20 protein-coding genes are annotated in these 21,712 nt (G+C 40.9%); 16 read left to right on the top strand and 4 right to left on the bottom strand.

Annotated features, from left to right (window positions below):
• The first annotated feature begins 156 nt into the window (after positions 1–156).
• From rny to pflA, 9 genes are all read left to right on the top strand, one after another.
• A complete protein-coding gene (gene rny / locus HMPREF0556_RS04480; RefSeq protein ID WP_003755951.1) occupies positions 157–1,725 on the top strand; it encodes a ribonuclease Y in 1,569 nt (522 codons plus the stop codon).
• 91 nt (positions 1,726–1,816) lie between these two features.
• On the top strand, positions 1,817–2,320 hold the full coding sequence (locus tag HMPREF0556_RS04475) for a GNAT family N-acetyltransferase (RefSeq protein ID WP_003755950.1): 504 nt from the start codon (positions 1,817–1,819) through the stop codon (positions 2,318–2,320).
• Positions 2,321–2,363: 43 nt separating this feature from the next.
• Positions 2,364–3,167 (top strand): TIGR00282 family metallophosphoesterase, encoded by an 804-nt coding sequence (locus HMPREF0556_RS04470; protein ID WP_003755948.1) that lies wholly within the window; start codon positions 2,364–2,366, stop codon positions 3,165–3,167.
• A 16-nt stretch (positions 3,168–3,183) separates the two neighbouring features.
• Complete coding sequence (locus HMPREF0556_RS04465) at positions 3,184–3,537, top strand: YlbF/YmcA family competence regulator (RefSeq protein ID WP_036104171.1); 354 nt, start codon at positions 3,184–3,186, stop codon at positions 3,535–3,537.
• Between the two features lie 105 nt (positions 3,538–3,642).
• Entirely contained in the window at positions 3,643–6,213 is a 2,571-nt protein-coding gene (mutS, locus tag HMPREF0556_RS04460) for a DNA mismatch repair protein MutS (protein WP_003755943.1), read from the top strand.
• Between the two features lie 20 nt (positions 6,214–6,233).
• Entirely contained in the window at positions 6,234–8,051 is a 1,818-nt protein-coding gene (gene mutL, locus HMPREF0556_RS04455; RefSeq protein WP_003755942.1) for a DNA mismatch repair endonuclease MutL, read from the top strand.
• An 18-nt stretch (positions 8,052–8,069) separates the two neighbouring features.
• Positions 8,070–8,615, top strand: a complete 546-nt coding sequence (locus HMPREF0556_RS04450) for a glycerol-3-phosphate responsive antiterminator (RefSeq protein WP_003755940.1) — start codon at positions 8,070–8,072, stop codon at positions 8,613–8,615.
• Between the two features lie 335 nt (positions 8,616–8,950).
• Entirely contained in the window at positions 8,951–11,182 is a 2,232-nt protein-coding gene (gene pflB / locus HMPREF0556_RS04445; RefSeq protein WP_003755939.1) for a formate C-acetyltransferase, read from the top strand.
• 69 nt (positions 11,183–11,251) lie between these two features.
• On the top strand, positions 11,252–11,992 hold the full coding sequence (pflA, locus tag HMPREF0556_RS04440; protein ID WP_003755937.1) for a pyruvate formate-lyase-activating protein: 741 nt from the start codon (positions 11,252–11,254) through the stop codon (positions 11,990–11,992).
• Positions 11,993–12,024: 32 nt separating this feature from the next.
• Here pflA and HMPREF0556_RS04435 read toward each other — a convergent pair whose 3' ends face one another.
• Complete coding sequence (locus tag HMPREF0556_RS04435; protein ID WP_040486615.1) at positions 12,025–12,561, bottom strand: PadR family transcriptional regulator; 537 nt, start codon at positions 12,559–12,561, stop codon at positions 12,025–12,027.
• Positions 12,562–12,714: 153 nt separating this feature from the next.
• Here HMPREF0556_RS04435 and HMPREF0556_RS04430 point away from each other — a divergent pair, with 153 nt between their 5' ends.
• The 7 genes from HMPREF0556_RS04430 (at position 12,715) to HMPREF0556_RS04405 (ending at position 20,030) form a co-directional block, all read left to right on the top strand.
• Positions 12,715–13,911, top strand: coding sequence for an MFS transporter (locus HMPREF0556_RS04430; RefSeq protein ID WP_040486470.1), 1,197 nt, complete (start codon positions 12,715–12,717; stop codon positions 13,909–13,911).
• A 173-nt stretch (positions 13,912–14,084) separates the two neighbouring features.
• On the top strand, positions 14,085–14,420 hold the full coding sequence (locus HMPREF0556_RS13770) for an HTH domain-containing protein (RefSeq protein ID WP_077904781.1): 336 nt from the start codon (positions 14,085–14,087) through the stop codon (positions 14,418–14,420).
• The gene (locus HMPREF0556_RS12990; RefSeq protein WP_003755931.1) at positions 14,312–14,992 is read left to right on the top strand and encodes a helix-turn-helix domain-containing protein; all 681 of its coding nucleotides are present in this window, start codon (positions 14,312–14,314) and stop codon (positions 14,990–14,992) included. The genes HMPREF0556_RS13770 and HMPREF0556_RS12990 overlap by 109 nt, the downstream gene beginning before the upstream one ends.
• Positions 14,993–15,065: 73 nt before the next feature.
• The gene (locus HMPREF0556_RS04420; RefSeq protein ID WP_077904780.1) at positions 15,066–15,650 is read left to right on the top strand and encodes a TetR/AcrR family transcriptional regulator; all 585 of its coding nucleotides are present in this window, start codon (positions 15,066–15,068) and stop codon (positions 15,648–15,650) included.
• A gap of 67 nt (positions 15,651–15,717) precedes the next feature.
• Positions 15,718–16,554, top strand: a complete 837-nt coding sequence (locus HMPREF0556_RS04415) for an oxidoreductase (protein ID WP_003755925.1) — start codon at positions 15,718–15,720, stop codon at positions 16,552–16,554.
• Between the two features lie 122 nt (positions 16,555–16,676).
• Complete coding sequence (gene cls / locus HMPREF0556_RS04410; RefSeq protein WP_003755924.1) at positions 16,677–18,200, top strand: cardiolipin synthase; 1,524 nt, start codon at positions 16,677–16,679, stop codon at positions 18,198–18,200.
• A 150-nt stretch (positions 18,201–18,350) separates the two neighbouring features.
• On the top strand, positions 18,351–20,030 hold the full coding sequence (locus HMPREF0556_RS04405; protein WP_003755922.1) for a glycosyltransferase: 1,680 nt from the start codon (positions 18,351–18,353) through the stop codon (positions 20,028–20,030).
• 186 nt (positions 20,031–20,216) lie between these two features.
• Here HMPREF0556_RS04405 and HMPREF0556_RS13395 read toward each other — a convergent pair whose 3' ends face one another.
• The 3 genes from HMPREF0556_RS13395 to HMPREF0556_RS04395 all read right to left on the bottom strand — a co-directional run bounded on the left by HMPREF0556_RS13395 (position 20,217) and on the right by HMPREF0556_RS04395 (position 21,657).
• Complete coding sequence (locus tag HMPREF0556_RS13395) at positions 20,217–20,387, bottom strand: hypothetical protein (RefSeq protein ID WP_003755920.1); 171 nt, start codon at positions 20,385–20,387, stop codon at positions 20,217–20,219.
• 61 nt (positions 20,388–20,448) lie between these two features.
• Complete coding sequence (locus HMPREF0556_RS04400) at positions 20,449–20,796, bottom strand: MerR family transcriptional regulator (protein ID WP_040486469.1); 348 nt, start codon at positions 20,794–20,796, stop codon at positions 20,449–20,451.
• A 102-nt stretch (positions 20,797–20,898) separates the two neighbouring features.
• Positions 20,899–21,657: an SDR family oxidoreductase gene (locus HMPREF0556_RS04395; protein ID WP_003755914.1), complete on the bottom strand. Its 759-nt coding sequence runs from the start codon at positions 21,655–21,657 to the stop codon at positions 20,899–20,901.
• Positions 21,658–21,712 lie beyond the last annotated feature (55 nt).

Below are 21,712 nucleotides of genomic sequence, written 5' to 3'. Positions count from 1 at the left end.
AATTAAATTGTATATTTTATACGGCTGACTTACCCATTAAGTCAGTTTCAATTAGACCATTCTAATTGTTTCTAAAAATACACATTGTGTTAGCAATGGATTTGCTAACCACCGACATAATCAAAAGATAAATTGAATAGCAAAGGAGGTGGAAGGATGACGAATCTAATTATTTTCACCAGCATCTCCGGTTTGCTTTTCTTAATCGTCGGTCTCGTTGTTGGTTATGTATTCTTTAAGTCTAGTACAGAGAAAAAATTAGCAGCTGCCAGAGGAACTGCTGAATTGATAGTAGAAGATGCGAAAAAAGAAGCAGAAACTGCGAAAAAAGAGGCGTTGCTTGAAGCTAAAGAAGAAAACCATAAGTTACGTACTGAAATCGAAAATGAACTTCGTGGGCGAAGAACAGAGTTACAAAAATCAGAAAATCGCTTATTGCAAAGGGAGGAAAACCTCGACCGTAAAGATACTTCTCTAAGTAAGCGAGAAGCTGCACTTGAGAGAAAAGAGGAGAGTATCAGTAAACGACAACAACATATTGAAGAGGAAGAAAGCAAACTTGCTGAGATGGTTCGACAAGAACAGGTGGAATTAGAACGCATTTCTGCGCTTAGCAAAGAAGAAGCGAAAGGGATCATCCTGAACCAGGTAGAGGAAGAACTTAGCCACGATACAGCAATTATGGTGAGAGAATCAGAGGCAAGAGCAAAAGAGGATGCGGATAAGAAAGCGAAAAACATTCTATCCTTAGCCATCCAACGTTGTGCAGCCGATTTTGTAGCTGAAAACACTGTATCCGTTGTTACCCTTCCAAATGACGAAATGAAAGGCCGCATCATCGGTCGTGAAGGACGAAATATCCGTACACTGGAAACATTGACTGGTATTGATCTTATCATTGATGATACGCCGGAAGCTGTTATATTATCTGGCTTTGATCCGATTCGTCGTGAGATTGCTCGAATCGCACTTGAAAAACTTGTCCAAGACGGACGTATCCATCCTGCACGTATCGAAGAAATGGTCGATAAAGCGCGCAAAGAAGTGGATGAACACATTCGTGAAATCGGAGAACAAGCGACATTTGACATCGGAATCCATTCGATTCATCCCGATCTTATTAAGATCCTTGGTCGTTTGCGCTACCGTACAAGTTATGGTCAAAACGTCTTGAATCATTCGCTGGAAGTAGCGAGACTGGCTGGCATCATGGCTGGTGAGCTAGGCGAAGATGTGACACTTGCCAAACGTGCTGGTTTGCTTCATGATATTGGGAAAGCAATTGACCATGAAATTGAAGGAAGCCATGTCGAAATCGGCGTTGAGCTTGCTACGAAGTACAAGGAAAATGAAGTAGTCGTGAATAGTATCGCTTCCCATCACGGGGATACCGATCCAACTTCGATTATTGCTGTCATTGTTGCTGCCGCAGATGCACTTTCTGCAGCGCGTCCGGGTGCACGAAGCGAAACGTTGGAAAACTACATCCGTCGTCTTGAGAAACTGGAAGAAATTTCCGAATCTTATGATGGTGTAGAAAAATCTTACGCGATCCAAGCTGGCCGTGAAGTTCGTATCATGGTGGAACCAGACACGATCGATGATTTAGCTTCTTACCGTTTAGCACGCGATATCCGCAAACGGATTGAAGATGAACTCGATTACCCTGGTCATATCAAAGTAACGGTCATTCGTGAAACAAGAGCAGTAGAATATGCCAAATAAAAACGTTGCCGCTAGCCGGCAGCGTTTTTTTGTGATTGCAGAACAGTCTGCTTTTCGGGTATAATCAGTTTTAAAAAGAGGAGGAAGTTATATGACCAAGCCGCTACTACGAAAGATGCAACCAGAAGATTATCCGGCTATGCAGGCCATCTATCAAGAAGGTATCTTGACGAAAAACGCGACCTTTCAAAAAGAAGTAATGGCTTTTGAAGAATGGGATCATAAATATTTATCCACCTGTCGATTAGTTGCGGTACTTGAAAAGGAAGTAGTCGGGTTTGCTGCGTTATTGCCATTTTCTAGTATGGAAAGCTACCGGGGCGTTGCCGAAGTCAGTATTTACATAAGCAGCAAAGCAAGAGGAAATGGTATTGGTTCGCTATTGATGCAACAGTTGATCGAAGCGAGCGAGGAAGAGGGCTATTGGACTTTGCAATCCTTGATATTCCCAGAAAATGTAGCCAGTATTTCCCTGCATCATAAAGCCGGCTTCGAGCTGCGGGCCAGACATCCTCGTCTAGGCGAGATGGATGGGATTTTTAGAGATGTTCTTTTATTAGAACGCCGCAGTCAGACAGTTGGACTAGATAGATAAAGAAAAATGAGCTATACTGGACGAAGATAGGAGTTTTAGACGTATGAAAATATTATTTATCGGGGATGTAGTTGGCTCATTAGGAAGAAATGCCGTAACTGAATTTCTTCCACAACTAAAAAAGAAATACAAACCGACGATCACTATTATTAATGGTGAAAATGCTGCTTCAGGAAGAGGGATCACTGAAAAGATCTATAAACAATTCCTTGAGCTAGGCGCGAATGCCGTAACGCTTGGAAACCATGCGTGGGATAATCGGGATATCTTTGAATTTATTGAAGAAGCAAAATATTTAGTACGACCGGCCAATTTTCCCGAAGACACTACCCCGGGAACTGGAATCGTATTTGTCAAAAGCAACCAAGTAGAGATAGCCGTCATCAACTTGCAAGGTCGCACTTTTTTAGCGGATCTCGACGACCCATTTCGAAAAGCGGATGAATTGATCGAAACAGCTAAAAAACGTACTCCGCTGATTTTTGTTGATTTCCATGCAGAAACGACAAGTGAAAAAGAAGCCATGGGTTGGTATTTGGATGGCCGTGTCAGTGCTGTCGTTGGCACACATACTCATGTACAGACTTCTGATGAACGCATCTTGCCAAATGGAACAGCCTATTTGACCGATGTCGGGATGACTGGACCTTATGATGGGGTGCTGGGAATGAACAAAGAAGCTGTATTACGCCGTTTCTTATCTTCCCTACCTACTCGTTTTGAAGTTCCTAAAGAAGGCAGGACGGTGCTGTCCGGCTGTCTGATCGACATTGATGATACAACTGGGAAAGCGAAAAAGATCGAGCGTGTCTTGATCAATGAAGATCATCCTTATTTGTTTGATTAGAAAGAAGGTTTGCGAAGTGACCTATTCAAAAGCAGAGATTCTGCAGGCAGCTGAAAAGCTGAAACAGCAGCTTGAAAATACAGAAGAGATCCAGTTTTATAAATTAGCGGAAGAAAAGATCAATGCCAACAAAAAAGTAGCAGCCAAAGTAGCGCAGATCAAGGCTTTACAAAAGGAAGCTGTTAATTTAGAGCATTATCAAAAGTATGAAGCTATGAAACTGACAGAAAAGAAAATCGATCAAGTACAGGCGGAAATCGATAACTTGCCGATCGTTGCCGAATTCAGACGGGCACAAGCAGAAGCAAATGAATTGCTCCAATCGGTGACCAAAGAAATCAATGTGGAAGTTTCGGAATCAGCCGATTAGCCATTTTCTCCGGAAAGTGGCTTTTTTTGTGGAGCAAGACAAGAGAATTTACGGCGATTATGCTATAATGGAGAAATGAAAAACATAGAGAAGGACTGATGAGGGATGACAGAATATACACCGATGATGCGCCAATACCTAACGATCAAGGCAAACTATCAAGATGCCTTTTTATTCTTCCGGCTAGGAGATTTTTACGAAATGTTCTTTGATGATGCACTGAAAGCATCGCAAATTTTGGAGATTACACTGACAGGTAGAGAAGGCGGAGGGACGGAGAAAATCCCGATGTGCGGCGTTCCGTATCATTCTGCAAGCGGCTATATCGAAACATTGATCGATAAAGGCTATAAAGTGGCGATCTGCGAGCAAGTAGAAGATCCTAAAACCACCAAAGGCATGGTCAAGCGAGAAGTCGTCCAATTGATTTCGCCAGGAACGGTCATGGATGAAAAAGGGCTAAAAGAAAAAGAAAACAATTATATCTCGGCATTATACAGTGATGGCGATGCTCGTTTTGGTTTTGCCTACTGCGATCTTTCCACCGGAGAATTAAAAGCAACGACCTTGCAGGCAGAGACCAATAAGCTGCTAAATGAACTGACAACACTATCAGCAAAAGAACTGATCGTCGACAGCGCCAATCAAGCCCTTTTATCTAATAATTTAAAAGAAGAACTTGGACTGACGATTTCACTGGAAGAATCCACCGCGCTCCAAGCTGACTACCAGCATTTAGTTGACGGCGAATGGGGGGGAGTCGAGCAAAAAGCGGTCGCGAAACTGATTACTTATCTAGCAGAGTCACAAAAACGCGATCTTGGCCACTTGCAGCAAGCGGTTCATTATGAAACGAGCCATTTCATGAAAATGGATTATTATTCGAAACGCAATTTGGAACTTTCCGAATCGAATCGCGGGAAAGGTAAGCAAGGAACCCTATTATGGCTACTCGACCATACCAAAACAGCAATGGGCGGACGGCTGCTCAAGCAATGGATCGACCGACCGCTTATCGACAAAGAGATCATCACGCAAAGGCAAGATGATGTTGCCGCTTTTATCCGTGCCTTCTTTGAGCGCATGGATCTCGTCGAACATCTGAAAAATGTGTATGACTTAGAACGACTTGCTGGACGTGTGGCTTATGGGAACGTCAACGCTAGAGACCTGATCCAGCTGCGAAATTCCTTATATCAGATTCCGAAAATCAAAGCGATTCTTGCTTCGATCGAGTCAGATAGCCTGCAGACGATTGCTGATAAATTAGATCCATGCGAAGAATTGATGACGATCTTAGAACAAGCGATCATTGACAGTCCGCCAATCTCGATCCGCGAAGGCGGCATCATCAAAGACGGTTACAATGAACAGCTTGACACTTATCGCGATGCCAGCCGCAATGGCAAAAGCTGGATCGCTGAATTAGAGAGTAAAGAACGAGAAATCACTGGAATCAAGTCACTCAAAGTCGGCTTTAATCGAGTTTTCGGATATTATATCGAAGTAACAAGAGCAAATACCCACCACCTTCCCGAAGGACGTTATGAACGCAAACAAACATTGACCAATGCCGAGCGTTATATCACGCCTGAATTAAAAGAGAAAGAAAAATTGATTTTAGAAGCCGAAGAAAAAAGTGTGGAGCTCGAATATCAATTGTTTATCGAAGTGCGTGAGCAAGTGAAGTCCTTTATCCACCGCTTGCAAGCTCTTGCGAAATTGGTTAGTGAGATCGACTGCTTGCAGAGTTTCGCAGAAGTCAGCGAAAAGAATCACTTTATTCGCCCAGTTTTGAGTGAAACAGGCAAACTTTCTGTCAAACAGGGACGTCACCCCGTAGTCGAACGCGTCATGGGGGCACAGAGCTATGTAGCGAACGACTGTCAAATGGATGATGACCGAGAGATATTATTGATCACCGGTCCGAATATGTCCGGTAAGAGCACGTATATGCGCCAAGTCGCTTTGACCGCGATCTGTGCTCAAATTGGTTGTTTTGTACCGGCAGAAGAAGCAACCTTGCCAGTTTTCGATCAGATTTTTACTAGAATCGGTGCAGCAGACGACCTGATTGCTGGTCAAAGTACATTCATGGTAGAAATGCTTGAAGCCCGCAATGCGATCGTTAATGCAACGAAAGACAGTTTGATCCTTTTCGACGAGATCGGCCGCGGGACAGCAACTTATGATGGAATGGCGCTTGCCCAAGCGATCATTGAATATATCCATGAAAATGTCAAAGCAAAAACATTATTCTCGACCCATTATCATGAACTAACTGTTTTGGATCAAGAACTTGCATCCCTTGCCAATATACATGTAAGTGCTGTCGAAGAAAACGGCAAAGTCGTATTTCTGCATAAAATAAAAGAGGGACCCGCAGATAAAAGCTATGGGATCCATGTTGCTCAGCTGGCAGAACTTCCTGCTGATCTTATCAAACGGGCGAGCCAGATCTTGGCGGAACTGGAAGCGGAAAAAGAACAGACTACTCCCCAAGTTGAAAAAACAGAAGAAGACATCCAGCTTGCGATGTTCCAAGTAGAAGATATCCCTGCTCCTAAAAAAGCAGATCGCGATCTCCGCAAAGAAATCGCGCAACTTAATTTGATGCAAATGACGCCAATGGAAGCAATGAACGTACTTTACAAGTTACAGCAAAAAGCGATGTAAAGAAAAAGAAGGTGAGCCAAATGGCTAATAAAATTGTTGAATTGACAGAACTTTTATCCAATAAGATCGCAGCTGGCGAAGTAGTAGAACGCCCGGCTTCCGTTGTCAAAGAATTGACGGAAAACGCGATCGATGCCGGAAGTACCGTGATCGATATTTTGATCGAAGAAGCTGGTCTAAATAAGATCACCGTGATCGACAACGGTAGCGGAATCGAGCCTGAAGATGTAGAAACGGCTTTTCTGCGTCATGCTACTAGCAAAATCAAAAATGAGCACGACCTTTTCCGCGTGCACACATTAGGTTTCCGCGGGGAAGCATTACCAAGTATCGCCTCTGTCGCGCAAGTGAAAATCACCACGTCGACCGGAGAAAAGCAAGGCAAGCATTTAACGATCCAAGGCGGAAAAATTTTAGAAGAAATAAGCAGTGATGCTCGAAAAGGTACGGAAATCGAAGTCACACAATTATTCTATAATACACCGGCTCGCTTGAAGTACTTAAAGAGTCTGCCGACAGAACTTGGAAATATCACAGATATCATCAATCGCCTAGCGCTATCCCATCCGGAAATCAGTTTCCGACTTTCTCATAACGGAAAATCACTGTTGCAAACAAGCGGGAATGGAGATCTGCGTCAAGTGATCGCTGCGATCTACGGCGTGTCGATCGCCCGCAAAGCGCTTCCGGTAAGTGCTGAATCGCTTGATTTCAAAGTGAATGGCTATGCGATCTTGCCAGAGATCAACCGGGCCAATCGTAATTATGTCTCCATGATCGTTAACGGTCGTTATATCAAAAATTTTGCCCTTGTAAAAGCGATCCAGGAAGGGTATCATACGCTCCTGCCGATCGGTCGTTATCCGATCATTGTCCTGCAGATCGAAATGGATCCGATCATCGTGGATGTCAATGTGCATCCGGCTAAACTGGAGGTGCGACTCAGCAAAGAAAAAGAATTAGGGCAATTGATCGCGCAAATGCTGAAAGGAGCTTTCCACCAGCAACAGCTTATCCCAAGCGGTGAAGTTTCCAAAAAGCAGAAACTCGCTTCCGAGCAACTGCAGATCGACTTTGATAAAAAACAGTCGGAACCGCCAAGACTCGATCAACCATTTCATTACAAGCAGCCGCCCGAACAAGATAATTCCTATGTGGCCGAAGAAAATGCTTTATATGAAAGTTTAGATGCGCTCCTGGATCGTCCAGAAGAAAAGCAGGAGGAGCAAGAAGAAGTCACCATCACACCAACGGAACGTTTGCCAAAACTATATCCGATCGGACAGATGCATGCGACGTACATTCTGGCACAAAATGAAAAAGGCCTTTATATCATTGACCAGCATGCTGCACAAGAACGAATCAAATATGAGTTTTATCGCGAAAAAATCGGTGAAGTAGCAAGAGAATTACAAGATTTGCTTGTTCCGATCGTGTTGGAATTTTCAACAGATGAATATGTGCGGTTAGAAGAGCAAAAACAGAAACTGGAAGAAGTGGGCGTTTTCTTGGAATCATTTGGTCAAAACAGTTATATCATTCGTTCGCATCCGAATTGGTTCCCGAAAGACCAAGAAGAGGAGACCTTGCGGGAGATCATTGACGAAGCGCTTAATGCGCCGAGCATCAGTATCCATAAATTGCGGGAAGATACAGCCATTATGATGAGCTGCAAAAAATCGATCAAAGCCAACCATTATTTGACAAAAGAAGACATGGAGGCTTTGCTGGATACGTTGCGCGAGGCAAGCGATCCATTTACCTGCCCGCACGGTCGACCAGTCGTTATCGAATATACCACTTATGAACTGGAAAAAATGTTTAAACGTGTTATGTAGCCAAAGGAGTGGACAAAAGTGTTTGGACAACAGAAAATCATCCCTGCAGCGCACCAAGAGCGTGACATTGAAAAAATAATCGCTTTAGACGGAGAATATCTCGTCATGCTGGAAACGCATATTGCGCAATTAAAATCGCTTGTCAATCTGGCTAAGTCTGCAAATAAAAAAGTCATCTTGCATGCAGATTTGATCAATGGGTTAAAAAACGATGATTATGGTGCGGAATATCTTTGTCAAGAGATTCGGCCAGCAGGAATCGTTTCTACAAGAAGTAATGTCGTGATCAAAGCTAAACAGCAGCACATTATTGCGATCCAGCGCTTATTTACGATCGATTCAAGCGCGTATACAAAAGGGATTGCGATGATTGAGAAAACAAATCCAGATGCGATCGAATTACTGCCAGGTATTTTGCCAAATCAAATCGCGCGCATGAAAGCGATGATGAATATACCACTCATTGCCGGCGGATTGATCGAGACGGAGGAACAAGTGAACGCTGCACTAGAAAATGGGGCTATCGCGATCACAACTTCCAATAAAAAATTATGGAATCTGTGAGGGGGAATTCTCCTCACTTTTTTCATGAAAAACAGTTTGATGAAAACGCTTGTTTATAGCGAATTTCGCTTGTGTCACAGTACACAAGCGTTTTTATCTGTATTATAACAATTTTCACCATTCGGCTAATACAGAACGCCACTTTAATAAGAGCAGTAAAAAAGTAATTGGGGCTATTAGTGACTTTTAGCCTGTTTAATAATTTTTTCACAAAAAGTTTCTCAAAAACTGTAGCATTTTTTGAGAAATGTGGTATCATAACAGTGTAAGCATTTACAAATAGTTATGCTCATTATTTAACGCTCAAAATTGAACAAAAATTGGAGGCTATTTAAATGAAAGAACAATGGAAAGAATTTGTCGGTGGAACTTGGCAAGAGGAAATCGATGTAAGAGACTTTATCCTAAAAAACTATCGACTTTATGAAGGTGATGATTCCTTCTTAGTCGGCCCAACTGATGCGACCAATAAATTATGGGAACAAGTAATGGATCTTACCAAACAAGAACGCGATAATGGCGGCGTCCTTGATATGGATACTAAAATCGTTTCCACGATTACTTCTCATGATCCTGGCTACCTGAACAAAGATTTGGAAAAAGTCGTTGGTTTCCAAACAGATAAACCATTCAAACGCAGCTTACAACCATTCGGTGGTATCCGCATGGCAGAAACTGCAGCAGAAGCATACGGCTTTGAGATCGATGCAGAGATCAGCCACATTTTCTCAGAATATCGTAAAACACATAACCAAGGCGTGTTCGATGCCTATACACCTGAAATGCGCGCAGCTCGTAAATCTGGTATCATCACTGGACTTCCAGATGCTTATGGTCGTGGACGTATCATCGGTGACTATCGCCGTGTAGCATTATACGGTATCGACTTCTTGATCGCAGAAAAGAAAAAAGATTTGAACAACACAGGTCTTCGCACAATGAGCGATGATATTATCCGTTTGCGTGAAGAACTTAACGAACAAATCCGTGCATTAGGCGAATTAAAAGTACTAGGCGAAAAACACGGATTCGATCTTTCCCGCCCTGCAGAAACAGCTCAAGAAGCTTTCCAATGGTTATACCTTGGCTATCTAGCAGCAATCAAAGAACAAAATGGTGCAGCAATGAGTCTAGGCCGTACCTCTACATTCTTAGATATTTATGTAGAACGTGATCTTAGAAATGGTGTATTAACAGAAGAACAAGCACAAGAAATCGTAGATCATTTCATCATGAAATTACGTCTAGTGAAATTTGCTCGTACTCCAGATTACAATGAATTATTCTCTGGCGACCCAACATGGGTAACAGAATCCATTGGTGGTATCTCAGAAGACGGCATCCCGCTTGTTACAAAAAACTCCTTCCGTTTCTTGCATACATTAGATAACTTAGGACCTGCTCCAGAACCTAACTTGACTGTTCTTTGGTCCACACACTTGCCATCAGGATTTAAAAAATTCTGTGCCAACATGTCGATCAAAACAAGTGCGATCCAATACGAAAACGATGATGTGATGCGTCCTAAATGGGGCGATGATTATGCGATCGCTTGTTGTGTATCCGCAATGCGTGTCGGCAAACAAATGCAATTCTTCGGCGCACGTGCTAACTTAGCGAAAACATTGTTATATGCCATCAATGGTGGTATCGATGAAAAATCGAAAGCACAAGTTGGACCTGCTTACCGTCCAATCACAAGCGACGTTTTAGATTACAAAGAAGTGCTTGAAAAATACGATGCGATGATGGAATGGATCGCAGAACTATACTTGAATACATTGAATGTTATTCACTATATGCATGATAAATATGCGTACGAAAGATTAGAAATGGCGCTTCATGATACACATGTCTTACGTACAATGGCAACTGGTATCGCTGGATTATCTGTAGCGGTCGATTCTCTTTCGGCAATCAAATATGCAACTGTAAAAGCAGTCCGCGATGAAAATGGCGTAGCAGTTGACTTTGAAATCGAAGGCGATTATCCGAAATACGGCAATAATGACGATCGCGTTGACCAAATCGCAGTCGACCTTCTAAAAACATTCATGACAAAAGTGAAAAAACACAAAACTTATCGTGACTCTGTTCATACAACTTCAGTGCTTACCATTACTTCCAATGTTGTTTATGGTAAGAAAACAGGGAACACACCAGATGGACGCCGCGCAGGCGAACCATTCGCACCAGGAGCTAACCCAATGCATGGCCGTGATACGAAAGGTGCATTAGCATCCTTATCATCCGTTGCTAAGCTTCCATATGAATACGGGCAAGACGGAATTTCCAACACATTCTCGATCGTACCGAAAGCACTAGGCCGTGATGACAGTGCGCAAGTCGACAACCTAGTAGCAATGCTAGACGGTTATTCTACAAAAATGGGACATCACTTGAACATCAACGTTTTCAACCGCGATACATTATTAGATGCGATGGATCACCCAGAAGAATATCCGCAATTAACGATCCGAGTTTCCGGATATGCTGTAAACTTCATCAAATTAACGCGTGAACAACAATTAGATGTTATTCACCGTACGATGCACGAATCCATGTAAGAATAGTGATCAAAAGCTGGAGGCGGACTTTCCGCCTCTCGATTGAAAAGAGAAGGGATTGGATAAAAAATGACAAACACAATTGGAAGGGTTCATTCGATAGAAACAATGGGGACAGTAGATGGGCCGGGAATTCGTTTTATTGTCTTTATGCAGGGATGTCTGCTTCGTTGTCAGTTTTGTCACAACCCAGATACTTGGAAAATCGGAAAAGGAACAGAACGCACCGCACAAGATGTATTTGATGAGGCTATCAAATATAAAGAATTTTGGGACGCATCCGGCGGCGGTATCACAGTAAGCGGTGGAGAGCCCTTGCTGCAAGTCGATTTTTTGATCGAATTATTCACGCTATGCAAACAAGCAGGTGTGAATACGACTATTGATTCTTGCGGTGGCTGTTTCAGCAGAGATCCAGAATTTATTGAAAAATTGGATCGTTTGATGGAAGTGACCGATTTGATCTTATTAGATATCAAACAGATCAATCCGGAAAAACACTTGAAGCTCACAACGCGTCCAAATGCACCAATCTTGGACTTTGCAAATTATTTGAAAGAAAAAAATCAGCCGATCTGGATTCGCCACGTCTTAGTACCAACGAAAACAGATGATGTGGATGATTTGACCAACTTGCGCCATTTCATTGATACGCTTCCCAATGTGCAGCGGGTAGAGGTACTTCCTTACCACACAATGGGTGTTTATAAATGGAAAGAAATGGGGATTCGCTATCCGCTTGAAGGAATCGAACCGCCAGAAGAAGCAAGTGTGAAATTAGCAAAAGACATTTTAGAGTTTGCTAAATAATAAAAAACGCCATCTAACATAGATGGCGTTTTTTAATTAGCTCGATTGGCTAGCATACGCTCGCACCATTCCAACTCTACAACAAGCAATTCTCGTTTGCGAGCATATACTTGGTAGGGCATATCCGCTTGCCTAGCAGCATCCGTATCTAAATGTAGCAGTTTTTCAAAATGATGAAGTGTTTCATCGACCATTTCCAGCTGTTCTTCTAAATAGGTTTGACGTTCCTTCAGCAAACTTTCTGTCCGGATTTTATTGACCCAATCAAGCTGTAACTTAATAATAAATTCATCTTTGGTGACTGGATTCTTTAAAGGCGTTTCCGACCATTCTGCTAAGGCATCGATCCCTTTTTCTGTAATCGCATAGATCTTCTTATCAGGAAGTTTTTCCTGTGCTTGCCTGTGGACAGTCAAGTAGCCATCTTCTTCTAATTTTGATAAAGCGGGATAAATCTGACTATGATGCGTGTTTTGCATGATCCGTAAACGGTGCACCAGCTCATAACCATTTGTTGATTCCCTGGCAATCATCTGCAGAAGTGTATAACCGAGTAAATTAGGCATTATTTCCACCCTTTTGCTTTTTTTATTATTGTAAGCTTTTTCCGCCTAATTGTAAAATACTAACATATGTAAGTTTTTACATATGTATATATTGACATCTATTTAACGCAGGCGTACAATAATAGATAGAATTTGGAAAGGGAAGTGTATGAAGAAATGATAGAAGAAAACCCGAATCAAAATGGGGTAGCGAAATGGATCACAGCAGCAGGGTGTCTGCTTGCATTTATGGGAATCGGGGTAGTTGATCCGTTATTGCCTTCGATCGCAGCAAGTATTGGTGCATCACATTCGCAAGTAGAAATGTTGTTTACGGCTTATATCTTTACAATGGCGATCATGATGATACCAATTGGTATTATTGCAAATAAAGTTGGAGATAAAAAATTGATTGTTACTGGCTTATTTGTTGTCACGATTTTCGCTTTATTATGCGGCTTTTCTAATTCGATTGGCGCACTGTCGATTTTTCGTGCAGGATGGGGATTTGGGAACTCGATGTTTCTAGCTACAGCGATGACTATGTTGATCTCCTTATCGAGAACACCTGGGCACGCGATCGGCCTTTATGAGGCTGCCATGGGACTGGGAATGGCATTTGGTCCTTTACTTGGTGGCGTACTGGGGAATGAATCTTGGCGTTTTCCGTTTTTCGCAACTGCTGGTTTGATTTTTATCGCCTTTTTACTTATCTTATTAAAAGTGAAAGAACCTGAAAAAGAGATACTTGCTGATCCAAGTGCTGTCAAACAGCAGCCGATCAAGCAAATGCTGCACTTATTTACGTACAAACCATTTTTGCAAATCGCATTTAGCGGTATGTTTTATTACTATTGTTTCTTTACAATCTTAGCCTATTCACCGTTAGTACTTGGTTTGAGCGCTATCAAGATCGGATTCGTATTCTTTGCTTGGGGACTTTGCCTAGCATTAGGATCCGCAAAAATCTCGCACATGCTGGAAGTGAAATTTGATTCGAAAGCAATTTTACGAGGTTCACTATTCATCTGTGCCTTGATTTTGATCGGACTTGGTTTCTTACCAGGCTTAGCCGTGAAGATCGTCTTGATCGTTCTATCCGGACTTGTGCTAGGTATCAATAACGCAGTATTCACAACGACCGTCATGGAGCACTCCCCATATGCACGAAGCGTGACAAGTGGGGCATACAACTTTGTCCGCTGGCTTGGCGCTGCCTTCGCTCCAATTTGTTCTGGTTTGATCAGCGAAGCATTTGGCTTCAATATACCGTTCGTTGTTGCAGCTGTGATCTGCCTTGTTGGTATGGGGCTACTGTTCCTCACATTGAAAACACCACATACATCTGAAGATACAACTGCTGTTACAGAATAATAAGTAATGGATAAACTCCCTAAAACTGCTATAGTTAAGAGGGGGTTTATTTTTTTTACCTCATTACTGGAAAAAAATTAGGATTTGCAGAACGAATAAAAGAAGTTAGGATAAAACTATCAAGAAGGCCTTCTTGCATAGTTTTAAAAGTTGATAGGAATTCAGGTGAAAAAATGTTGAAGGAAAATCAGTATACGCTTTTAAAATTATTATTGAATGAACATGAGTACCAATCGGCCGAATATTTTGCGGCGGGATTGGATGTAAGTACAAAAACGATTCAAAATTACTTGCAGCAAATGGAGCCATACTTTGCGGCGCATCAATATCAATTATTGCGAAAAAGAGGACGGGGATTGAAGCTACTTTCCACTGCAAAAAGGACCGATCAGAAACAAAAATGGAAGCGCTTCATCAAGATTCGGCATCGCTTCGCCGGGAAAAACTCAAACTTTTTTTGCTCTTCAATTTTAATGGCTACACGCGCAAGACTTCGATCAAGCAATTAGTCGCTAAATACTTTGTGGGCAAGAATTCGATTGTAGCTGACCTGAATACGATCAAACCACAGCTAATGGAATATCAGCTCCAATTGATTCGTGATAAAGATGGCACACAGATCAAAGGACGGCGGAAAAATATCAAGACAGCGATCTTGGATTCGTTCCATCGTTTTCAAAAAGAGTTGCTATTTGATAATCTTGCTGAATTTCAAACAGATAATCCGCTTGACAAGATCATCTTCGACAACCATTTAAAAGAAGTCGTCCTGATACTGATCGAAGAAATGCAGAAGGATTACGGCTACCAATTTGACCGGGATTTTAAATATAGCTTTTTGATCAATTTAATGGTCGATATCAAATTTTCAGGAATCATGCGGATCGTTGGTTCCGTTGAAGTGAAGAAGCTAGGCAGCAGTAGATGGTCGTGGTTGCTAGGAGTTGGAGTATTGGAAGCCGTTATCGGGTTCGCAACTTTATTCAATCCAGTCTTGGCCGTTATCGGGATCACAGCAATTATTGTTATTTTATTCTTAATGGAAGGTATTGCGACGATTGCGCTGGCTTTCCATAAATAAAAAGGATCTCTCCAAGCATTAAATTGTTTGGAGATTCTTTCTTGTTGAAAATAAGTGAATAATCATTTATTATATGTCTATGAGAATAAAAGATGAAGCGAAAGTTACCGCGATCAGTCAAGCTGTATTTCAAATCACGAAGCAAGAAGGGCTAAATAATGCCAGTATCTCTAAAATCGCCAAACTTGCAAGTGTAAGTCCTGCTACTGTGTATATCTATTATCAAGATAAAAGCGATATGCTCAGTAAAATCTATCTACAAGTAAAAGAATTGATGGATAGAGGGCTGGCGAAAAAATTACAAAGTGAAACAAATGTCAAAGCACAGATACGAGCTGCGATGCAACACTTTGCCAGTCGTTTTAGAGAGTACCCGGACGAAGCTCAATTTATGCGTGCGATCCATTCCAATCCGCAATTTGTGACAACAGAAACGCATCAAATCGCGGATGAGATCGCTAAACCACTTAATGATGTCATCGAATATGCCATAACTCATAAGTTGTTGGTGACCCAAAACCGAGATATCATTTACGCATTCTTTGCTGGCCCCCTTACTTATTTGCTTGAAACACGCCAAGTACATGATCGCGTGACGACGAATGAAGAAATAGAAGAATTGATCGAAATGGTGGTTCAATCTCTTTGCGCCGATTAAAATCGGCTTTTCTTCAACGCTTAAATAAATGATTATTCACTTATAATTGAAAGGATGGTAAATTAAAATGACAGAAAAGAAAATTGCAGTCGTTACAGGAATATCTTCGGGAATCGGAAAGGCAACCGCATTGAGATTGGTAGAAGAAGGCTTTATCGTATATGGAGGAGCACGCCGGGTAGACCGTTTACAAGAACTGAAAGTACAAGGTGTTCGCGTGCAAGCACTAGATGTCACTGATGAAGCATCGAACCGAGCGCTTATCGATCGGGTATTGAATGAAGAAAAACGGATTGATATATTAGTCAATAACGCTGGCTATGGAGAGTATGGAGCATTGGAAGAAGTGACTACAGAAGCAGCTAAGAAACAGTTCGATGTGAACTTATTTGGACTCGCAAATATCACTCAACTGGTTTTACCGACGATGCGGGCTCAGCAATCAGGACGGATCATTAATATCAGTTCGATCGGAGGAAGGATATATTCTCCAGTTGGAGGTTGGTACCATGCTTCTAAACATGCGCTAGAGGTTTATTCCGATGTCCTAAGGATGGAAACTAAATCCTTCGGAATCAAAGTGATCGTGGTTGAACCATCAGGAACAAAGACCGAATGGGGGGCGATCGCCTCCGATAATGCAAAAGCAGCAACTAGTCAAGGTTCTGCTTATTCTGAAATGATCCATACTTACAGTAATTTTGAAAATGCTGCTGGAAGTTCTGACAGCGCAGAGGACATCGCTTCACTCATTTACAAAGCAATCTCGGATAATAAACCAAAATATCGCTATTTACCTAGTTTCAGCGCTAAAATGATTACATTTATCGCTCGAAAATTCCCGGTAAGCTGGTATGACCGTTTTATTACTGCTATGATGAAACGATTATTACGAAATAAATAAATATTACTTGTATTCCTCCATTTCAGGTCATTATAATAAAGGTAGTAATGCGGGTTGGGGGAATTGTCTTTCTAATTCGCTCTTTACATATTGTAAGAATGCCGCAAAAAGGAGGAATACATATGAAAAAACGCTTTCAATTACCACTTATTGTACTTGTTATCTTAGCAATCGGCTATTTTCTCATGCAATGGTCTGGTTCTGGAACGCTAATTGTTATTTTAGGAACCTTAGTTGAAATCGTTGGGGTCATTATCACGATCCGTTTATTACTTTGGGATCGTCGCGTCACTACTTCAAAAGTTGCCTGGATTGCGGTTATCTTTATTCTTCCTATTTTCGGTGTTGTTTTCTATTTGTTTTTTGGAAGAAATCCGCAAAAGCGCATTTTTTTACCCAATCAAACTAGAGAAATGAACAAATTAACCGACAAGATACACCACTTGCCTAGTTATCATTCGGAAGGAGAACCGCCAACTTTATCTAAAAGCATCGCACACCTAACTGGTATCCAGCCAATCAGCGGTAATGATGTCCAGCTTTTGACAAATGGGGAAGAAACTTTCCCTGCTATAATCGCTGCACTGAAAGAAGCGAAGAATCATATCCATATGCAATATTATATTTACAAGGCTGATGCGATCGGTACTGAGATTCGCGATATTTTGATCGAACGCGCGCAAGCAGGTGTCAAAGTCCGCTTTATGTATGATGCTTGGGGATCCGCCAAGCTCACACCAGCCTTTTTAGCACCACTCAAAAATGCTGGGATCGAGACAGTTGCTTTTGATCCGATAAGCTCATTGACGTTCGCCCGCACAGCCAATCTCCGTAATCATAGAAAAGTCATTATCATTGACGGGCAAACTGCTTTTACTGGTGGGCTTAATGTCGGCGAAGAGTATCGCAGTAATACGCCTGACTTTGTGATTTGGCGGGATACACATCTCCGCTTAGCCGGTCCGGCAGTTATGGAATTACAGGAATCCTTTTTGGTCGACTGGATCTATATGCAAAACCGCGCTGGTTCGGCAACTGAATTTATCAGTAAAAATGGGATTGCTCGCTATTTCAGTCCCACAGCAGCCGGCGTGGACTGGGCACAGGTCATTTACGGTGGACCCTATGATAAAGAGAAGTGGGTAAGAGATGCCATGCTAGATCTGATCGATTCTGCAAAAGAAAGCGTCTGGATTGCCTCGCCTTATTTTGTGCCTGATGAAGAGGCATTAGCCGTTGTCAGGCGCGTTGCCATGAGCGGTATCGATGTCCGAATCATCTTACCAGGAAAAGGTGACCGTGGCATCTCGTTTCACGGCAGCAATGCTTATATCGAAACACTGATTGAAGCAGGCGTGAAGGTATATGCTTATCGGGCTGACTCCTTTGTGCATAGCAAACTCTTGCTAGTAGATGGAAAACGCGCCGCTGTCGGAACGGCTAATTTTGATATCCGTAGTTTCCGTTTAAATCATGAATTGATGGTGTTTTTATATAACCGTGATCCAGCCATTGTTCAAATGGAAACTGATTTTCAGGCTGATTTTTTGGAAAGCACACTATATACAATGGGCGATATGCGAGCGAAATCATTATACGTCCGGTTGAAGGAAAATCTTTCCAGCTTATTGTCGCCGATATTGTAAACAAAAGCAGCTAAACTTTAGTATTCCTGAGTATAAAGGGAGTTCTGGAGTTTAGTTGCTTTATAAAGAGGGAAAAGAAGGAAGTAACATTCTAACTCAGAGGTACCAGATTGATTGAAAAATATAGGTACGTCGAGAGGAACATGTAGCATGAATGGAAAAACAGAATATGTAAAGGCTTATAAAAATAATCAACTAATACACAATAAAGTGATTTTTTTCACAAAAGAAAAGGAAAAAGCTCAAGCGCTATTAGCAAGTAATCTACATTTTATTGGAAAGAGCATTTCTTATTTACAAGATATAACCACAAAAGAAGCTGCGATCGCTCTAGCTGAGGCAGAGTGGATTCTTTCTACAATAGAATTACCAACTTATTTTATCAAAAAAGAAAACCAAAATTACCTGCAAATCTTGCCTGAAGAAACATTAAATGCCAACCAAATACGACTACTATTGCACGCAGATTTTATCATGCAGGAAAATGCACCGCAATCGCTCGCGCAGATCAAACCAATTCTCACGGCTGATTTCATTTCAGTTAAAGACTGGGCTCAATATGTTTTCACTAAAACACCTATACAACAAAAAGTGAAGAAAAATATCGTAATGTATTGTGGTGGCTTTAAAAAGAATGGAGTAACAACTTCCGCGCTGAATCTTATGCATAATCTCGATAAGGAAAAATATCAACTGATTGTTATAGAAGAAGATAATTTGGGTTACTATGAACAGAAAAACTTTGACAAGATCCCAGCAAACGTTGTTAAAGTACAAATTCCCGGCGATTGTAATATTTTCCCAGAAGAAACAGCAGCATTCACCCAATTTCATGAGGAACCACTGCCACATCTTATAAAAAATGGAAAAGCTAACTTTTTAACAGCAGATATCAAAGCAATCTACCAACGTGAACTTAAACGGATTCTTGGGCCAACAAAGATCGATATCGCCTTAGATTTTGATGGCTATTTCAAATATTGGACGCTCTTATTCGCTGCTTCACAAGATTCCAAGAAAATTATTTTCCAACATAATGAAATGATGCATGAATATAGCAAAAAAACAGCTGGAAATTATAAACATCGTGACGACTTAAATATTATTTTCCCGTTATACAACTATTTTGACCATGTTGTTTCCGTTGCTGAGCACACTGGAGATGTCAACAAAGATTTCTTGAAGCATCTAGTAAAAGATACGTCCAAAATGACTTATGTACACAATAGCATTGATTATAAGCGCATCTTAGAAGCCTCTGACGAAGAAAACGGCGTACAATTACCGGCAGATACTTTTAATTTCGTTACAATGGGCCGTTTAGCACCTGAAAAAAATCAGAAAATGATGATTGATGCATTTTATCAGTTACAAGAAAAATACTCGGCTACTAGTTTATATATCATTGGTTCTGGTGAATTGGAAGCTGAATTAACGGAATATGTAGCTGATCCACGATTACAAGGAAAAGTGCATTTGTTAGGTCAGCTCGATAATCCGTTCCCAACAATAAAAGCTGCTGATGCGTTTGTTTTATCATCTGTACATGAAGGCCAGCCAATGGTATTGTTAGAATCTTTAGTATTGGATACAAATATCCTGTCCACAAATATCCCTGGTTGTTATAGTATTTTAAAAGATGGCTACGGTTTATTAGTAGACAATGATACAACAGGTTTGGTCAATGGGATGGAAAAAATGTATACGCACGAATTTAAACAAAAACGATTTGATTATAAGAAATATAATGAAGAAGCAATTGAAATGATTGAAAATATGCTGGATGACGTATCAATAGCACAAATTAGTAAGATCGATATTGAGATTTAAGTAAAGCTAATACTTCCTATAATATATATTATGTAAACTAGAAAATTTTAGACTTATGAAGAGGAAGTTTGGCTTCCTCTCTTGATTTATAAACAGTTAATTGTATTCACTATTAAATAACACAGTTAGCATACAATGAATGTAATTAACTGTTTATAGATTTTCTATATCAATATCTTATGTAAATTATTTATGATCTCTTTGGATTGAGACGGATTGATATATTATATCGCCTTCTTTAAAGCCCTTCTCTGCAAAAAAAGCTTTTATTTGAGCATCAAAATCTTCAAATTTAGTAGCAATGCTGTTAGATATCTTCTCCGAATTAAATCTTCTAGAACCCTTTTTCGTACTCACGTTTGTTTACCCCATTCTTTGTAAATGATCAGACACACTGTTTCAAAGCAACCTCGTAAATTCACTCATTATCCAAGATCTTAAACTTTTCATTTAACTTCCTAAGTGCAATATCAATCAACTCTTTTTGTTGAAGCAAATTAGCGCGATGATTTTCAAAAATTTGTCGCCGCTCTTCTTTGGTGGATCGGCCTTCTTCAAATAACTCAGCGATTTTGCGAAGTTCTGTGATTGGCATGTGTGTAGAACGCATGCAGCGGATAAATTCCACCCAATAAACATCTTCTTCGGAAAAATTGCGATAACCATGTTCATCGCGGTCGATAAAAGGAAATAGTCCCTCTTTATCATAATAACTGATAGTATGTGTACATATTTGAAGCATTTCTGAAATTTCTTTTACATTCATCATTTTCAACACCTTTAAATGAGATTGTCCCTCTATTTTAGCGACATAAAGAAGTAATTGCAAAAAAAGCCTCTCAGAAATTAATTGGAGAGGCTTTTTTTGTTATCTTGTTGTGTAACCACCATTTGCAAATATAGTTTGGCCATTGATCCACCAGCCATCTAACGTCAGAAACATGATCAGCGGAGCAATATCCTCAATCTTCGTGAGCTGATTGTGCAGCGCTTGTGATTTATGAAATGTTACCGCCTCTTCTTCTTCTTGTGGATAGAAGAAAGGTGTATCCATTGGTCCAGGCGCTACTGCGTTTACTGAGATGCCTCTTGCCATAAATTCTTTGGATGCTGCACGCGTATAATGTTCGATTGGTGCTTTTTCACCGGCATAAGTGGAGTAAAATCCAGTATATGCTGCTAACAGCGAAGTAGCTAATGTAATAATCTTACCGTTGTCATTTAAATACTTTTCCGCATATTTAATGAAAAAATAAGCAGATTTAGCGTTGATATCGGACATGCTGTCGAATTCAGCTTCTGTCGTTTTCGAAATAGGCTTTTTCAATACTCTTCCAACTGTATTGATAGCAATATCTACTTTCCCGAAAGTTTTTTTAGCGTGGACGAAAAGAGCTTCTACATTTTCAACGATCGTGAGGTCTCCAGAAAATAAGCTACCTTCTGCTCCTTGTGCTTCGACTTTTGTTAAAGTGGCTTTTGCATCTTCTAGTGATTGGCCATCATGATGATGGATCACGACTTTAGCACCTTCCTTCGCGTACAATTCGCTGAGCAAACCACCTAAGTTTTTTGCTCCTCCTGCGATAACTACAACTTTGTCTTTTAAAGTATCCAATTTTGCCATGAATAAAACCTCCTTAAATGATATGACTCTAGTGTAAACCTTAGAGTGTTCTATC

The organism is Listeria grayi DSM 20601, from assembly GCF_000148995.1.
Classification (GTDB): domain Bacteria; phylum Bacillota; class Bacilli; order Lactobacillales; family Listeriaceae; genus Listeria; species Listeria grayi.
The sequence above is the reverse complement of the archived record's forward strand: the minus strand, read 5'-3'. Positions and strand labels throughout refer to the sequence as shown.

What these genes read in the sequence shown, in the direction of transcription:
- pflA (WP_003755937.1), top strand. Translation starts at nt 11,252, where the DNA reads ATGACAAACACAATTGGAAGGGTTCATTCGATAGAAACAATGGGGACA.
- HMPREF0556_RS04395 (WP_003755914.1), bottom strand. Translation starts at nt 21,657, where the DNA reads ATGGCAAAATTGGATACTTTAAAAGACAAAGTTGTAGTTATCGCAGGA.
- pflB (WP_003755939.1), top strand. Translation starts at nt 8,951, where the DNA reads ATGAAAGAACAATGGAAAGAATTTGTCGGTGGAACTTGGCAAGAGGAA.
- HMPREF0556_RS12990 (WP_003755931.1), top strand. Translation starts at nt 14,312, where the DNA reads ATGGAAGCGCTTCATCAAGATTCGGCATCGCTTCGCCGGGAAAAACTC.
- HMPREF0556_RS04405 (WP_003755922.1), top strand. Translation starts at nt 18,351, where the DNA reads ATGAATGGAAAAACAGAATATGTAAAGGCTTATAAAAATAATCAACTA.
- HMPREF0556_RS13770 (WP_077904781.1), top strand. Translation starts at nt 14,085, where the DNA reads ATGTTGAAGGAAAATCAGTATACGCTTTTAAAATTATTATTGAATGAA.
- mutS (WP_003755943.1), top strand. Translation starts at nt 3,643, where the DNA reads ATGACAGAATATACACCGATGATGCGCCAATACCTAACGATCAAGGCA.
- cls (WP_003755924.1), top strand. Translation starts at nt 16,677, where the DNA reads ATGAAAAAACGCTTTCAATTACCACTTATTGTACTTGTTATCTTAGCA.
- HMPREF0556_RS04430 (WP_040486470.1), top strand. Translation starts at nt 12,715, where the DNA reads ATGATAGAAGAAAACCCGAATCAAAATGGGGTAGCGAAATGGATCACA.
- HMPREF0556_RS04415 (WP_003755925.1), top strand. Translation starts at nt 15,718, where the DNA reads ATGACAGAAAAGAAAATTGCAGTCGTTACAGGAATATCTTCGGGAATC.
- HMPREF0556_RS04420 (WP_077904780.1), top strand. Translation starts at nt 15,066, where the DNA reads ATGTCTATGAGAATAAAAGATGAAGCGAAAGTTACCGCGATCAGTCAA.
- mutL (WP_003755942.1), top strand. Translation starts at nt 6,234, where the DNA reads ATGGCTAATAAAATTGTTGAATTGACAGAACTTTTATCCAATAAGATC.
- rny (WP_003755951.1), top strand. Translation starts at nt 157, where the DNA reads ATGACGAATCTAATTATTTTCACCAGCATCTCCGGTTTGCTTTTCTTA.
- HMPREF0556_RS04475 (WP_003755950.1), top strand. Translation starts at nt 1,817, where the DNA reads ATGACCAAGCCGCTACTACGAAAGATGCAACCAGAAGATTATCCGGCT.
- HMPREF0556_RS04470 (WP_003755948.1), top strand. Translation starts at nt 2,364, where the DNA reads ATGAAAATATTATTTATCGGGGATGTAGTTGGCTCATTAGGAAGAAAT.
- HMPREF0556_RS04400 (WP_040486469.1), bottom strand. Translation starts at nt 20,796, where the DNA reads ATGAATGTAAAAGAAATTTCAGAAATGCTTCAAATATGTACACATACT.